Source organism: Salinibacterium sp. TMP30 (assembly GCF_038397785.1).
In the GTDB taxonomy this organism is placed as follows: Bacteria; Actinomycetota; Actinomycetes; order Actinomycetales; family Microbacteriaceae; genus Rhodoglobus.
The window spans coordinates 1,480,947-1,496,299 of the sequence record NZ_CP151642.1 but is presented as its reverse complement, the minus strand read 5'-3'; the positions used below and the strand labels follow the sequence as shown (position 1 = coordinate 1,496,299).

12 protein-coding genes are annotated in these 15,353 nt (G+C 58.2%); 9 read left to right on the top strand and 3 right to left on the bottom strand.

Annotated features, from left to right (window positions below; genetic code table 11):
• The first annotated feature begins 35 nt into the window (after positions 1–35).
• From AADH44_RS07295 to AADH44_RS07280, 4 genes are all read left to right on the top strand, one after another.
• Complete coding sequence (locus tag AADH44_RS07295; RefSeq protein ID WP_341952045.1) at positions 36–620, top strand: CDP-alcohol phosphatidyltransferase family protein; 585 nt, start codon at positions 36–38, stop codon at positions 618–620.
• 44 nt (positions 621–664) lie between these two features.
• On the top strand, positions 665–1,174 hold the full coding sequence (locus tag AADH44_RS07290) for an FHA domain-containing protein (protein WP_341952043.1): 510 nt from the start codon (positions 665–667) through the stop codon (positions 1,172–1,174).
• Positions 1,174–1,872 (top strand): MerR family transcriptional regulator, encoded by a 699-nt coding sequence (locus tag AADH44_RS07285; RefSeq protein ID WP_341952042.1) that lies wholly within the window; start codon positions 1,174–1,176, stop codon positions 1,870–1,872. Before AADH44_RS07290 ends, AADH44_RS07285 begins: the two co-directional genes overlap by 1 nt.
• A 228-nt stretch (positions 1,873–2,100) precedes the next feature.
• Positions 2,101–2,649 carry a MerR family transcriptional regulator gene (locus AADH44_RS07280; RefSeq protein WP_341952040.1) on the top strand — a complete coding sequence of 183 codons (549 nt, stop codon included), beginning with the start codon at positions 2,101–2,103 and terminating at the stop codon, positions 2,647–2,649.
• 97 nt (positions 2,650–2,746) lie between these two features.
• Here the strand turns inward: AADH44_RS07280 and AADH44_RS07275 are convergent, their stop codons facing one another.
• Positions 2,747–3,547, bottom strand: a complete 801-nt coding sequence (locus tag AADH44_RS07275) for a ParA family protein (protein ID WP_341952039.1) — start codon at positions 3,545–3,547, stop codon at positions 2,747–2,749.
• Between the two features lie 121 nt (positions 3,548–3,668).
• On the opposite strand from AADH44_RS07275, the gene AADH44_RS07270 reads away from it, so the two are divergent.
• The 3 genes from AADH44_RS07270 to AADH44_RS07260 all read left to right on the top strand — a co-directional run bounded on the left by AADH44_RS07270 (position 3,669) and on the right by AADH44_RS07260 (position 8,997).
• Positions 3,669–7,073, top strand: a complete 3,405-nt coding sequence (locus AADH44_RS07270) for a pyruvate carboxylase (RefSeq protein WP_341952038.1) — start codon at positions 3,669–3,671, stop codon at positions 7,071–7,073.
• Positions 7,074–7,178: 105 nt separating this feature from the next.
• Positions 7,179–8,501, top strand: coding sequence for a MinD/ParA family protein (locus AADH44_RS07265; protein WP_341952036.1), 1,323 nt, complete (start codon positions 7,179–7,181; stop codon positions 8,499–8,501).
• A 4-nt stretch (positions 8,502–8,505) separates the two neighbouring features.
• Complete coding sequence (locus tag AADH44_RS07260; protein WP_341952034.1) at positions 8,506–8,997, top strand: peptide deformylase; 492 nt, start codon at positions 8,506–8,508, stop codon at positions 8,995–8,997.
• 90 nt (positions 8,998–9,087) lie between these two features.
• Here the strand turns inward: AADH44_RS07260 and AADH44_RS07255 are convergent, their stop codons facing one another.
• Positions 9,088–10,911 carry a long-chain fatty acid--CoA ligase gene (locus tag AADH44_RS07255; protein ID WP_341952033.1) on the bottom strand — a complete coding sequence of 608 codons (1,824 nt, stop codon included), beginning with the start codon at positions 10,909–10,911 and terminating at the stop codon, positions 9,088–9,090.
• Positions 10,912–11,074: 163 nt separating this feature from the next.
• Here AADH44_RS07255 and AADH44_RS07250 point away from each other — a divergent pair, with 163 nt between their 5' ends.
• Together AADH44_RS07250 and AADH44_RS07245 are read left to right on the top strand one after the other, a co-directional pair.
• The gene (locus AADH44_RS07250; RefSeq protein WP_009772064.1) at positions 11,075–11,764 is read left to right on the top strand and encodes a lysophospholipid acyltransferase family protein; all 690 of its coding nucleotides are present in this window, start codon (positions 11,075–11,077) and stop codon (positions 11,762–11,764) included.
• Between the two features lie 91 nt (positions 11,765–11,855).
• Positions 11,856–13,226: a 3-deoxy-7-phosphoheptulonate synthase class II gene (locus tag AADH44_RS07245; RefSeq protein ID WP_341952031.1), complete on the top strand. Its 1,371-nt coding sequence runs from the start codon at positions 11,856–11,858 to the stop codon at positions 13,224–13,226.
• A 126-nt stretch (positions 13,227–13,352) separates the two neighbouring features.
• Here AADH44_RS07245 and pknB read toward each other — a convergent pair whose 3' ends face one another.
• On the bottom strand, positions 13,353–15,317 hold the full coding sequence (pknB, locus tag AADH44_RS07240; RefSeq protein ID WP_341952030.1) for a Stk1 family PASTA domain-containing Ser/Thr kinase: 1,965 nt from the start codon (positions 15,315–15,317) through the stop codon (positions 13,353–13,355).
• Between the last annotated feature and the right edge of the window lie 36 nt (positions 15,318–15,353).

The following is a 15,353-nucleotide window of genomic DNA, read 5'->3' as shown; positions in this document are numbered from 1 at the left end:
CGGCATTTCGCCCAAACTCTCGCTACACTCGGAGGGTGGCATTCAGCGGTTCACCCGACGTCAGTAATCGTGTGTGGACTGTGCCCAATGTGCTGAGTTTCATCAGACTCGCCCTCGTGCCCCTGTTTCTCTATTTCATTCTGACGGCACAGGATGCCCTTGCCCTCATCGTGCTTGTAGTCTCCAGCCTTAGCGACTTTCTTGACGGAGTCATCGCACGTCGTTTCAATCAGATCACTAGGTTGGGGCAGTTGCTTGATCCCGCCGCCGATCGTCTTTTCATCTTTGCTGCGCTGATTGGGTTGGCGGCACGAGACGTTATTCCGTGGTGGCTGTTCTTTGCGATTGTTGCGCGCGACATCATGCTCGTGGTCTTGGGAATCATTTCGGCCAATTATGGTTTCGGGCCGCTCCCGGTACATCATCTGGGCAAAGTGGCCACAGCGGCGCTCTTCTATGCGCTTCCGATTTTGATGCTCGGGCAGGCGTTCCCCGACATCGAGTGGGTCACTGATCCGATCGGTTGGGCCTTCGCACTGTGGGGTGCGTTCTTGTATTGGTGGGCTGGCTTCATTTACGTCGCACAATCCGTCCGAATTTCTCGTATCGCGAGGGGTTGAGGAGTGCTCCGATCCGATACGCTGGTCAGTCAGGGAGGTTTGCGATGGTTGAGTCAATGAATAATGGTCACGGCGCCGACGTACAGTCGGCTAACGAGACGTCCGCGCAGCCTGCTGTCGAGCGCACCGACACCACGGCAACCTATAGCCACGAGTTTGCGGCTCAGGTTGCAGCGATGGGTGTGGATGTATCGGCCGACGAGCAGTCTGCGATTACCGCGCTGCCGTCAGGTTCTGCGTTGTTAATTGTGCGCCGCGGGCCAAATGTTGGAGCGCGCTTTCTTTTGGATGCTGACATCACCACGGTGGGTCGTCACCCTGAGGCGGATATCTTTCTCGATGACGTGACTGTGTCGCGTCGCCATGTTGAGTTTTTGCGTCAGGGCACCGCGTTCGAGGTTAAGGACTTGGGTTCGCTCAACGGAACCTATCTCGCTGGCGACCGCATTGAGTCGACGGCGGTCCTTCGTGACCGTGCCGAGGTCCAAGTGGGCAAGTACAAGCTCACCTTCTATGCGTCACGTCGCGATCTTCCCTCGGCGGCTGGTAATTAGTGGCTGGGGTTGCGCGTCAAGCGCGTCAAACTCCAGCACCGGTGCTCTTGAGCATTGGGCAAGTTCTCGCCAAACTCAGTCCTGAGTTTCCCGACCTCACGCCATCTAAGCTTCGGTTTCTTGAAGAGCGCAAGCTTGTAGCGCCCGAGAGAACAGCGTCGGGGTATCGCAAGTTTTCCTCCGCAGATATGGAGAGACTGCGCTTTGTACTCTCGATGCAGCGCGACCACTATCTGCCGCTCAAGGTAATCCGTGGTTATCTTGAAGAAATGGATGCCGGGCGCACCCCTGAGCTGCCTGGTGGCGCCATCGCGGCTGCCTCCATGTTGTCTGCGGAGCGCAAACTCACGCGTGACGATGTGATTCGAGAAGCAGGCGCTAGCCCCATGCTGTTGAGCGATGCTATTTCGTCGTCGCTAATTGTGGCATCCGATGTTTTTGGTGAAGATTCTCTAGCGGTACTCAAATCGCTCGTGGAGCTTCAGCGCAGCGGTATCGAGCCTCGGCACTTGCGTGGTTTTCGTGCGGCCGCTGAGCGGGAGCTTGGGCTGATTGAGAGTGCACTGATGCCGGTTGCGCGTCGCAAGGATGCGTCGAGTCGTGCCCGAGCTGCGGAGATGGCACGCGAGATTGCTGGTCAGTTAGAGATTGTTCGCAGCAGTATTATCCGATCTGCCCTCAGCCGACTCGATTCGTAGTACGGTCAATCTGTTGATCGTTTTTTGGCCTCGGCTGACTACGATTGGGTGAAGTTGGCACAGTTTTTCCCGACTGACTACGACACGCCGCCGAGTTTTTGCGAATGTCGTTGATCGACGTGGTGGGCGTGACTACCGTGGGGTAACACGAAACACTAAGCGTCAACTTCAACATGAAGGTTGCTTGCTTATCGTGCCAGCCGAATCAGAACCTAGAGGGGCAATGCCATGAGTGAATTGAACCGTAGCGAAACATCACGCTACGATCTTGGCCTCCTCTTTACTGACGGGATGCCAGACCTCGATGACTCCGCAGGCTACCGTGGGGCCGTCGCCGCTCGCGCCGCAGGAATCAGCTACCGACAACTCGACTATTGGGCCCGCACCGAGCTAGTAGAACCCACGGTTCGGGGCGCCGCAGGGTCCGGCTCGCAACGCCTGTACGGGTTCCGCGACATCCTCGTGCTCAAACTCGTCAAGCGACTCCTCGACACCGGTATTTCCCTGCAGCAGATTCGTGTTGCAGTGAATCAGCTGCGTGAATCCGGCATCCACGATCTTGCACAGACCACCCTCATGAGCGATGGTGCCAGCGTTTACCTGTGCACCTCAAACGATGAAGTCATCGACCTCGTCAGCCGCGGCCAAGGCGTATTTGGCATCGCCGTAGGCAAAGTGCTTCGTGAGGTCGAAACAAGCCTCATCGAACTCGACACGGTTAAGGGTGAAGACCCCATGGATGAGCTGGCCAAGCGCCGCGCATCCCATGCTTCCTAAGCGCGAATACGACTCGCACGCAGGCACGCTTCAACGACGACCAACGCGCCAACGACGACCGCCGGGCGCTTGGGGTTATTTTCTCGTGGCGACCGCTCTAGTTGTTGTATTCGCCCATTCTCGCCGCGCGCATTACGCGGTCGAGAAGCTGGTCGAAATAGCGCGCCATTTCCTGAGCACTCTCGCCAGGCCACACGTGGAGCGGCTTCGCTGCTCCCTGTGCTTGCTGCAGAGATGTGCGCTCGGGCAGTTGCGGTGAAAGCACGAGCGGTCCGAACATGTCGCGCAGTTCCTTAATGCGGAACTGGTGCTCGAGCGACTGCGAACGCAAACGGTTCACAATGATGCCGAGAGGCTGAAGGCGAGGGGAGAGCCCGCGGCGAATTTCTTCGATGGCCCGAAGTGCACGATCCGCTGCTGCCACAGAAAAGAGTCCAGGCTCGGTAACGATAGACACCCGATCGCTCGCAGCCCAAGCAGTGCGCGTGAGCGCGTTGAGCGATGGTGCGCAGTCGATAAGTACGAGGTCGTAGTCAGCTTCGACGTTTGCGAGAGCTTCTTCGAGCTTCCAAATATCGCGGATGCTGGGGTGCGGACCATCAAAGTTGATGGCCGATGGTGAGCCGATCAGCACGTCTATCTTTCCGGGGCGCCCCTTGGTCCACCCGCTGGGGGCGATTGCTGCGCGCACGATCTTCTCCTTGGGAGAAGCAAGCACGTCGGCAACATTAAGGTGACCGGTGACATCGATGTCCATGCCGGTCGACACATCGGACTGGGGATCAAGGTCGACAACGAGGGTTCGAAGACCGCGAGCAAAAGCTGCCGAAGCGAGCCCAAGCGTCACAGTCGTCTTTCCTACGCCCCCCTTGAGAGAGCTAACGCTAAGTACGTGCACGAGTAACGACGATACCTTCACTACTGTTAAGAAACCTAAAACTGCACCAACTTTTGCGCACCCTTGAGGAAACTGCCAGAGTTCAATGACTCTAGGCTTCTTTTTTGTCAGGAAGGACCGAATGTTCAAGAAGATTCTCGTTGCTAACCGAGGTGAGATCGCGATCCGCGCAATGCGTGCCGCGGTGGAGCTTGGAGCACGAACTGTTGCCGTTTTTCCGTACGAGGATCGAAACTCGGTTCATCGGCTCAAAGCCGACGAGGCGTACCAGATTGGGGAGGAAGGGCATCCTGTTCGCGCCTACCTCGATGTTTCGGAAATTATTCGGGTAGCTAAGGAGTCGGGCGCGGACGCAATTTACCCCGGCTACGGTTTCCTATCTGAGAATCCCGAGCTTGCTCACGCGGCGGCGGCTGCCGGAATCGCCTTCATCGGTCCTCCCACGAAGGTGCTCGAGATGGCCGGCAATAAGGTCACCGCGAAAGAACATGCGATTGCTGCGGGAGTTCCCGTTCTCAAGTCGACACCGGCAAGCACAGACCTCGATGAGCTTCTCGCTGGTGCCGACGACATCGGTTTCCCGATCTTTGCCAAGGCCGTTGCCGGCGGTGGTGGTCGTGGAATGCGTCGCGTCGAGAAGAAAGAAGACCTCCGTGACGCTCTCGTAGCTGCCATGCGTGAGGCGGAAAGTGCTTTCGGCGACCCGACGATGTTCCTTGAGCAGGCCGTTGTGCGCCCGCGGCACATCGAGGTGCAGATTCTTGCTGACTCGCAGGGCAACACCATTCACTTGTTTGAGCGTGACTGTTCCGTTCAGCGCCGGCATCAAAAGGTTGTCGAGATTGCTCCAGCGCCGAACCTCGATGAAGGCACCCGCCAGGCGATGTACCGGGACGCTATCGCGTTTGCTAAGTCCATCGACTACGTCAACGCGGGCACAGTCGAGTTCTTGCTTGATACCGTAGGGGAGCGCAAGGGCGAGCACGTCTTCATCGAGATGAACCCGCGTATCCAGGTTGAGCACACGGTCACGGAAGAGGTCACCGACGTCGACCTCGTGCAGTCGCAAATGCGAATCGCTTTCGGTGAATCACTCGAAGAGTTGGGCTTGCGTCAAGACGAGCTCACGCTGCGCGGAGCAGCCCTGCAGTGCCGCATCACGACCGAAGACCCCGCTAGTGGGTTCCGGCCTGACACCGGAAAAATCACGACCTACCGCTCGCCTGGCGGCGCTGGCATCCGTTTGGATGGTGGAACGGTTTCTGCTGGTTCACAGATTTCTCCGCACTTCGACTCCATGCTCGTGAAGATGACCTGCCGCGGCCGTGACTTTGCGTCGGCTGTGCGTCGCGCACGCCGTGGACTCGCGGAGTTCCGCCTCCGTGGCGTCACCACGAACATCCCGTTCCTTCAGGGCGTGCTCGACGACCCCGAGTTCATCGCCGGTGACTTAAGTACCTCATTCATCGATGAACGACCGTGGCTGGTGAACTCGCACCGGTCTAAGGATCGCGGCACGAAGATCCTCACCTGGCTGGCTGAGGTTACGGTCAACCAGCCGAACGGTGACGGCGCAGGCATCATTAACCCACAGCTCAAGCTTCCCGCGGTCGACTTGACGATTGAGGCACCGGCGGGTTCGCGACAGCGACTGCTCGAGCTCGGCCCTGCCGGTTTCGCCTCGGCTCTGCGTGAGCAGAAGGCCCTTGCGGTTACCGAGACGACGTTCCGCGACGCCCATCAGTCGCTCCTCGCCACTCGCGTGCGCACGCGAGATCTCGTTGCCGTGATGCCCCACGTCGCACGGTTGACGCCTCAGTTGCTATCGGTCGAGGCGTGGGGTGGGGCGACATATGACGTTGCATTGCGCTTCTTGGCTGAAGACCCCTGGGAACGACTCGCATCAATGCGGGAGGCTCTGCCCAATGTCGCCATCCAGATGCTTCTTCGTGGGCGCAACACGGTCGGCTACACGCCGTACCCGACTGAGGTCACGGATGCCTTCGTACGTGAGGCTGTGAATACGGGCGTCGATATCTTCCGCATTTTCGATGCGCTCAATGATGTTTCGCAGATGCGCCCGGCCATTGACGCTGTTCTCAACACGGGGACTGCCATTGCCGAAGTTGGGCTCTGCTACACGGGTGATTTGCTCGATCCAAGCGAAGATCTGTACACGCTCGACTACTACCTCAAGCTTGCCGACCAAATCATGGAGAGCGGCGCCCATGTGCTGGCCATCAAGGATATGGCGGGGCTCTTGCGTGCTGAGGCAGCAGAAACCCTGGTTTCGGCTCTCCGTGAGCGATTTGATGCCCCTGTGCACGTGCATACGCACGACACTGCGGGTGGACAATTGGCGACACTGCTCGCCGCCTCGCGTGCCGGTGCAGACGCTGTGGATGTCGCCAGCGCTCCAATGGCAGGAACGACAAGCCAACCATCCATGTCGGCTCTCATCGCGTCGCTTGCCCACACTGCACGTGACACCGGAATCTCGCTCGACGCGGTTTCCGATCTCGAACCCTATTGGGAGGCCGTCCGCCACGCGTACGCACCCTTCGAGTCTGGGTTGACCGGGCCGACAGGCCGGGTGTACCACCACGAGATCCCGGGCGGCCAGTTGTCGAACCTTCGGCAGCAGGCGATCGCTTTGGGTCTCGCGGATCACTTCGAAACCATCGAGAACCTCTACGCTGCGGCCAACAAGATGCTCGGTCGTCCGCCCAAGGTCACTCCGTCATCCAAGGTCGTTGGGGATCTCGCACTCTCTCTGGCTGCAGCGAACGCCGACCCCGCTGACTTTGAAGAGAATCCAGACAAATACGACATCCCGGATTCGGTAATTGGTTTCATGGCGGGGGAGTTGGGCGAACTGCCGGGGGGCTGGCCGGAACCATTCCGCTCGAAGGTTCTCAAGGGCCGTAATGTCAAGATTGGCGTTGAGGAGGTCAGCGAAGACGATCAGGCTGCTCTCGACGGTGAACCAAACGAACGCCGTTCTGCACTCAACAGGCTTCTCTTTGCTGGTCCGACGCAAATCTTTGAGAAGGCTCGCGAGGCCTACGGTGACCTGTCGACGTTAGCCACCACCGACTATCTTTATGGTTTGCAGCAGGGCAACGAGCACGTCGTGGAGATCGATAAGGGCGTTCAACTCTTCGTCGGGCTCGAAGCGATCGGTGAAGCTGATGAGAAAGGCATGCGCACGGTCATGGCCACTCTCAATGGCCAATTGCGGCCCGTTTTTGTGCGTGACCTCAGCATCAAGGTTGATTCGACGTCTGCCGAAAAGGCCGATTCGACGAAACCGGGTCACGTGGCGGCACCGTTCTCTGGTGTTGTGACGCTGCAGGTCGAGCAAGGCGCGAAGGTCGAAGCGGGCCAACCGGTGGCATCGATCGAGGCGATGAAGATGGAAGCAGCAATCACTGCATCAGTTGCTGGCACCGTTAAGCGACTCGCTATCCCGAAGACCCAGCAGGTGGATGCCGGTGATCTTCTGATCGAAATCGAGCCTAGCTAGCGCTAGTTTTGTACGCTGTGAACGTGACCGTCCTTAATCGGGCTGTCATGTTTAGCTCCTTTACGCGGTAAAGTGGTGTGTTTGCTTTCTGAAAGGGATCAACAAGTGGCTACTAAGCGCAATGAACCCGACGTGCAGTCGTCCGCTGACGACAAAAGTTCGTCGGCCGATTACGACTCGAAAGACTCGACTGTCGAAGAGACACCGAGCACGGAGAGTCTGACCTTTACGCTGTCGTTGCCAACACAGGTTCGGGAGACTCCCGAGCATGAGGCCGCTGTCGCGATTGATGATGTTGCGGTGAACGCACATCATGTCGACCCAGCGTCAATGGCGACCACCTCGATCTCTTTCGTTCCCTCGTCGGTGGCGACGATGCCCGCCGAAGCCGCCCATGAGCCCGCGGTTATCCCCGATCTTCCCCCGGTAGATCATGCAACGACCCGTCGTGGCCGTCAGCGCACCGAAGTTCGCCCTGCGCCAGAGAGCGCAACGATGCTCACCGCTGAACGGCTCATCAACCAGAGCAAGAAGAGTCGTCGCCCAGCACCAGAAGGTTTCTTGCAGGAGCTTGTTTATGCGGTGACGTTCCACCTAGTCAACTTGGGCGACTCGTACTACGTTCGCGAGCGCAAGGCTCTTGAAACCCGCATCACAAAGACCTTCACGGGAGGCACGCGATTCGTTCCCGTGCTCACGCGCAAAGGTGGTGTTGGCAAGACGACGATCACTGCCCTGTTGGGAATGGCGTTGGCTGACACTCGCGAAGACCGAATCATTGCTATTGACGCCAACCCCGACCGCGGAACGTTGGCTGAACGTATCGACAAGCAAACCCGTGCGACGGTGCGGGATGTCGTGATGCGCTCAGAATCGCTTCACACGTTCAGCGAGTTCCAGACTGTTGTGTCCCGTGACGAGACTCGACTGGATGTTCTCGCCTCAGACACGGATCCTCATGTCTCAGAAGCATTCGATGAGGGCGACTACAACGTCGTCGCCGACATGGCTGAGCGCTTCTATTCAGTTGCGATTACCGACTGCGGCACGGGCATTGTGCACTCGGTGATGCGGGCGACACTTCAGCGAGCCGATTCGATTGTCATCGTTTCGGGTGGCAGCGTCGACGAAGCGCGTTTGGCATCCGAAACGCTCACGTGGCTTGAGTCGAATGGTCACGCTGACCTCGTCAAGAACGCCGTGGTCGCGCTTAACACTGCGACTCAGGGAACTAACTTGGTCAAGCTCGAGGAAATCGAGGCGCACTTCAAGTCGCGCGTGCGAGAGATCGTTCGTGTGCCGTATGACCCCAGCCTCGCGACAGGCTCGGTGGTGCACTACCGCGACCTGAATAAGCTCACCAAGAATGCTGCGCTTGAGCTCGCTGCCGTTGTCATGGATGGTCTTCCTGAGGTTCGGACTAACTGAACCTATGGCTGTCCGTGAGATTCGCCTCTTTGGCGATCCGGTCCTTCGTTCCGCATGCGATCCCATTGTTGTTGGTGACCCGCATGCCGCGCTGCTCATCGGTGACTTGATCGAGAATGTTCAAATCCCTGGCCGCGCCGGCTTAGCCGCCAACCAGATTGGCGTGGGCCTGCGGGCATTCAGCTACAACATAGACGGCGAAATCGGCTACATCATCAACCCCGTACTTGCTGAGGTCTCAGGCGAACCAGAATTGGTGGATGAGGGCTGCCTCTCAGTTCCTGGCTTCTACTTCCTGCGTCGGCGGTACCCTTTCGCGCGCGTCACGGGTGTCGATCTTGACGGAAGTCCCGTGGAGCTCAGTGGCGAAGGGGTAATGGCGCAGGCGCTTCAGCATGAAACCGACCACCTCGATGGGCATCTCTACATTGAGGGCCTTGACCCAGAAACTAAGCGCGAAGCGATGCGCGCCATTCGCAAAGCGACCTGGTACTAGACCGCGCTACTTCTGTCGAGTCAAGGAACCCCCGCCGTGTTCGCACGTTGCGGGGGTTCCTTGTATCGGAGGATCGCTCCTCAGCGTCTACTACTTGAGCGAAATACCCTCCGTCGACGGAGAGTTTGAGTACAGCGACTCGATGACGTCGGCGAAGTCCACCAGAATCACATTTCGTTTGATGGTCAACTTTGGTGTCAGGTGACCGCTGGCTTCAGTGAGATCCGCATCGAGAATGTGGAACTTGCGGATCGATTCTGCTCGCGAAACTTTTGCATTCCCGACGTCAATCGCACGCTGCACTTCGGCGAGCACCGCCGGGTGCTTGGCAGCCTGATCCAAGCTCCAGGTTGCATCGAGGCCGTTATTGTTGAGCCAGACAGGCAGCATCTCTTCGTCGAGGGTGATGAGCGCCGAAATGAACGGACGCTGTTCGCCGACGACAACAACCTGACCAATGATCGGGTTAGCGCGAATGGGATCTTCGAGAGCAGCGGGGGCAACATTCTTGCCGCCGGCAGTAACGATGATCTCCTTCTTTCGGCCCGTGATTTCGAGGTAGCCGTCTTCATCAAACTTGCCGATGTCTCCGGTCTTGAACCATTCGCCGTCGAACACATCGTCGGTAGCGTCTTGGTTGTTCCAATAGCCATCGAATACGCAGACGCCCTTGGCCTGAATTTCGCCGTCTTCAGCAATGCGAACAGAGACGCCGGGCAGTGGGGGACCGACCTTACCAATTTTGAAGTTGGATGGCCTGTTCACCGAGATTGGGGCGGTGGTTTCTGTGAGGCCGTAGCCTTCGAGAATGGTGAGCCCCAGACTGCGGTAGAAATGTCCTAGGCGGAGTCCGAGCGGCGCCGAACCTGAGACGGCGTACTTAACGCGGCCGCCCAGAGCGGTGCGAATCTTCGAGAGCACGAGTCGGTCGAAGATTGCGAACTGAACCTTGAGGCCGAGGGGCACGTGTCCGGCATCCAGGGCCTTCGAATGTGCGATTGCGACAGCAGCTGCCTTACGGAAAATCTTGCCCTTTCCGCCAGCTTCAGCCTTCTGCTCAGAGGAGTTGTACACCTTCTCAAACACACGCGGCACAGCCAAGAGGAACGTTGGTTTGAATGACGCCATCGACGGCAGCAACAGCTTCGTATCGGGCTGATGTCCAACTTTGACTCCACCGTGGACGCACAGCACCGAGATGAAGCGTGCGAAAACGTGCGCGGTTGTGATGAACAGCAGCGTGCTCGAATCCGGGTTGACCACCTCGGGAATAGCCTTCTGCGAGTTGCGGCAGAGCTCCACAAAATTGGAGTGCGTGAGGACGCACCCCTTCGGCCTGCCGGTAGTTCCTGACGTATAAATCAGAGTGGCAAGATCGGCACCTTTCGCCAGGTTGCGGCGCCGCTCAATTTCTTCATCGGTGACATCGGAGCCAGAAGCTGCGAGCTTGTCTACATCACCGAGATCAATTTGCCACACCTGGGTCACGTGGGGAACATCAGCGCGAATTTCATCGAAGCGCGCGAAGTGATCGGGCGTTTCAGTGATGATGGCGACCGCCCCAGAGTCGGCAAGATTCCATTGGATCTGTGATGGCGAGCTGGTCTCATAGATGGGAACGAGCACCGCGCCAGCAAACCACGTCGCAAAGTCGATAAGAGTCCACTCATAGCGCGTCTTGCACATGAGTCCGATCTTGTCGCCAGGCTGAATACCTGCAGCGACAAGCCCTTTGGCGACGGCCTTCACCCGGGCTAGGAACTCGGATGAGGTGACATCGCTCCAGCCGCCATCGGCTGTAGGGAGTGAGAACAAAGCATTATTTGGCGTAGCCGCGACGCGATCTATCAGGAGATCGGTTACGTTCGCTTCCGGGTCAGCCTCAACGAGGGCTGGTACATCAAACTGTTTCACGGCAACTCCTTTGGCACCGGTAAGGTGGGCAACTCCACTCTAGCTAGGTCTCTCACACCTAGCCATCTGCGCATTGGCGTGGGGGAAAGTTTGCACCCGTTTGTGGGGTACGTTTTGGTGCGCGGTAGAGTAGAAGCTTCCGCGAGCAGGAGAAAGAGGCACCATGTTCTATTGGTTTATGAAGAATCTGGTCGCCGGCCCTATTCTCAAAACTGTTTTCCGCCCCTGGGTATCAGGCCTTGAGAACCTGCCACGCAAAGGTGGCGTAATTCTCGCCAGCAATCATCTGTCGTTCATTGATTCTGTGTTCTTACCCCTCGTGATGGATCGCCGCATTTTCTTCCTCGCTAAGAGCGACTATTTTACCGGTCGCGGCATCCGCGGTTGGCTGTCGCGGGCCTTCTTCAATGGCACGGGGATGCTGCCGATCGACCGCTCCGGCGGCAAGGCCTCCGAAGCATCGCTAAACACCGGGCTCGCGGTTCTTGCTCGGGGTGAGGTGCTCGGAATCTACCCCGAGGGAACGAGAAGCCCCGACGGAAAGATGTATCGCGGCCGCACGGGTGTCGCTCGCATGATCTTAGAGGGGCACGTTCCCGTAGTTCCGGTTGCGATGATTGATACCGAAAAGGTCATGCCAATTGGCACCAAGATTCCTCGTATGGGCCGCATCGGAATTGTCTTCGGCGAACCTCTCGACTTCAGTCGTTTTGAGGGCATGGAGGGCGACCGCTTCATTTTGCGGTCGATCACCGACGAAATCATGTACGAACTGAACCGCATCAGTGGTCAGGAATACGTGGATGTCTATGCAACGTCGGTCAAGGAACGCGCGACTCCTGCCCGTCGCTAGCTACGACATGAGCGGCACTGTTGTGCCGGTAGGCTCATAGTGGGTCACAAGCCCAGCCATTTTCGCAGTAAATGTATAAAGGAATCTCTCTGTGGTCGACCCGTCAGAAAAAGTCGTGCTCGCTGATCCAGCCGTGATTGCTGGTCTAGACAACTGGCGCACTCTCCCTATTAAGCAGCAGCCTTCGTGGCCGGATGCCGATGCTGTCGGCGAAGCGTCGAGCAAGATCGCGTCGTTGCCTCCGCTTGTATTCGCGGGTGAAGTTGATCGCCTGCGTGAACGTTTGGCGCGTGCTGCTCAGGGCGAAGCATTCTTACTTCAGGGCGGGGACTGTGCGGAGACGTTTGCGGGAGCGACTGCCCAGAAGATTAGCGACCGTGTCAAGACGATTCTGCAGATGGCGGTCGTCCTTACCTATGGTGCTTCGAAGCCGATCGTCAAGATGGGACGCATGGCCGGCCAGTTTGCGAAGCCTCGCTCAAGCGATTTCGAAACCCGAGGAGATGTGACTCTTCCGGCGTACCGCGGTGACATTGTCAACGGTTTTGATTTCACACCCGAATCGCGCACGGCTGACCCTGCTCGTCTCGTTGAGGGTTACCACACCGCGGCATCCACGCTGAATCTTATTCGTGCGTTTACTCAGGGTGGTTTCGCGGATCTCCGTCAAGTGCACTCGTGGAACAAGGGCTTTGCAGCGAATCCCGCCAACCGCCAATACGAGAGTCTCGCCAAGGAGATCGATAAGGCGGTGCGCTTCATGGAGGCTGCCGGAGCGGACTTTGATGAGCTCAAGCGCACCGAGTTCTACTCGAGCCATGAAGGCTTGCTGATGGACTATGAGCGCCCGATGACGCGCATCGATTCACGCACGGGAACGCCGTACAACACGAGCGCGCACTTCTTGTGGATTGGCGAACGCACGCGCGACTTAGACGGTGCCCACATTGATTACTTCTCTCGTGTGCGCAATCCCCTTGGTGTGAAGCTTGGGCCGTCGACGACTCCCGAGACGATGAAGCAACTTATCGACAAGCTTGATCCTGAGCGTGAACCCGGTCGCCTGACGTTCATCACCCGCATGGGTGCTGGCAAGGTGCGCGATGCGCTGCCCCCGCTGCTTGAGGCCATCAAGGAAATGGATGCTACGCCGCTGTGGGTTACCGACCCGATGCACGGCAACGGCCTCACCACGCCTACCGGCTACAAGACTCGTCGTTTTGATGACGTTGTCGACGAAGTAAAGGGCTTCTTCGAGGCGCACAGCGCTGCGGGAACGTACCCTGGTGGAATCCACATCGAACTCACCGGCGACGATGTCACGGAGTGCTTGGGTGGTTCAGAGCAGATTGATGAGGCCACCCTGGCAACTCGTTATGAGTCGCTGTGTGACCCGAGACTCAACCACATGCAGTCGCTCGAACTGGCGTTCCTCGTTGCCGAGGAACTTCGCGCGTTCTAGGCGATACAGCTTCTAGTAGTAACAACGCTCGCTAGCAGGCCTTTCTCCGGATGGGGAGTGGAGTCCCGCTAGCGAGCGTTTGTGTTTCTCGCAGTGTGACGCTCAGCAATGCGTGAGTCTCGTGAGCTAACCGTAAATTGTGACGTCGGAGCCGCGCTTGATCATCTCGCCGCCGGCGGGGTCTTGATCGGTGACCTGCGCGGGTGGGAAGCTCCAAAAGATCTGCTGAATCGCTGTGTCGACGGTAACAACGAACCCTGCGTCTTCGAGTTCACGCTTTGCGGCCGCAATGTTGTCGCCGATCACGTCTGGCATCTGAACTAGGTCGGGGCCGCGGGAGATAATCAGCGTCGCGGTGTCGCCTTCGCGAAAAATACGCGCATTTCCGTCGGCATCAGGTTCGGGGTCGATTCCCACTACCGTGCCTTCTTCGCAATCATTGAAGACTTCTACGCCGCGCTGTGACTCGAGTCCAACACCGGCAAGGATTTGTGATGCTTCGTCGACTGTCACGCATGCAACGTTGGGCAGGGGACCCGCGGAGATGATAAGGAAGACGTTTTGCAGCTCACCGTAGGTCTCTGCGCCAATGATCGAGGTCTCGTCGGCGCCGAGCACGTCGATGACGAGTCCAGCGGCGATCTCTCCGTTGAATTGTTTGATGATGGGTTCCATTAGCGTGAAGGGCGCAGCTTCGATGGCGTCGCGCGCTTCTTGCTCCGTCATCCCGGAGAACGCGGGTACGGCGAGCGGTTGCGGCCCTTTGGAGATGAGAAGTGTGACTGGCGAGCCGTTCGGAACTGCCGAACCGACTTCGGGTGTCGAGTTCGCGACCAAATCGGTGGCGACTACCGGGTCGAACGTTTCCCCCAACTCATCGCTAACTACGAGGCCTAAGTCCTCAAGAATTGCCTTAGCGTCCTCTGGCGTTGCGCTCTGGATGCTCTCGGGAATCGTTACTTGTGCCCCTGGACCGGCGCCGAAGTACCAACCGGCACCGGCCGCCCCTCCTACCAGCAACACAATCAGCACGAGCAGCCACCAGCCACGTGACTTCCGTTTGGTCGCCCGTGTCGACAAGGTTGTTGTGTTCTCTGACACTTGCGTAGGAGCCGGCGGTGCTACTTGCTGCAGTTCGGCACCAAAAATTTGAGTTTCAGCGGTGGAACCCAGTGATTCGGCGGCTGGCGCACTGGGCAACACCATCGTTCGTTGCACCGCAGTGGATGCCGTTGGTGGCAGCGCGGTCATGAGCGAGCTATGCGTTTGGTAGAGCTGGTCGAGCAGCACTCGCGCATCGTTCGGACGATCATCCGGTTCGCGGGCCGTTGCCCACAGCACGAGGTCGTCGAGTTCTGCCGGCACGAGATGGTTGGCGGAGCTGGGGCTCGGAACAGCATCGTTCGCGTGTTGGTAGGCGATTTGCATGGGCTGTTCACCCTTGAAGGGTTGCTCGCCGACGAGCATTTCGTACATCATGATTCCGACGGCGTAGATATCGCTTCGGGTGTCGGCGACACCTCGAGTGACGAGTTCGGGGGAGAGGTAGGCGATTGTGCCCAGTAGTGCTGCCCCAGTCGCGGTGTTTGCACTGGCGGCGCGTGCCAGTCCAAAGTCGCCGATTTTGATGCGTCCGTCGTCTGCGAGCAGCACATTCTCTGGCTTCAGGTCGCGGTGAACGATTCCTGCTTTGTGAGCTGCAGCGAGCCCGGCGAGTACTGCCTCCATAATGTCGAGCGTTTGTTCGGTGGTGAGGATGCGGTGCTCAAGAAGGAGGTCGCGCAGGGTAATCCCGGGCAGGTACTCCATGACGAGGTATGCCATGTCGCTGTCTTGTCCCTGGTCAAAGACATTGACGACGTTGGGATGTGCCAAGCGTGCGGACGAGCGGGCTTCTTGAACGAAGCGTTCTTTGAACTTGCTGTCGTCGGCAAGATGACCGTGCATGACCTTGATAGCGACCTTGCGCTCAAGCCGAAGATCGGTTGCAAGGTACACGGTGGCCATACCGCCACGCGCGATCCGAGAACGGATCTGATATCGACCGTCGAGAAGACGGCCAATCATCGGATCTGTAATGTTCGCACTCACCCTGAGAGTCTAAAGTTTTCGGCGTGGAGAGTGCCG

Bases quoted from the DNA above. Each gene is read 5' to 3' on its own strand.
- AADH44_RS07280 (WP_341952040.1), top strand. From the start codon at position 2,101: ATGAGTGAATTGAACCGTAGCGAAACATCACGCTACGATCTTGGCCTC.
- AADH44_RS07270 (WP_341952038.1), top strand. From the start codon at position 3,669: ATGTTCAAGAAGATTCTCGTTGCTAACCGAGGTGAGATCGCGATCCGC.
- AADH44_RS07290 (WP_341952043.1), top strand. From the start codon at position 665: ATGGTTGAGTCAATGAATAATGGTCACGGCGCCGACGTACAGTCGGCT.
- AADH44_RS07260 (WP_341952034.1), top strand. From the start codon at position 8,506: ATGGCTGTCCGTGAGATTCGCCTCTTTGGCGATCCGGTCCTTCGTTCC.
- AADH44_RS07250 (WP_009772064.1), top strand. From the start codon at position 11,075: ATGTTCTATTGGTTTATGAAGAATCTGGTCGCCGGCCCTATTCTCAAA.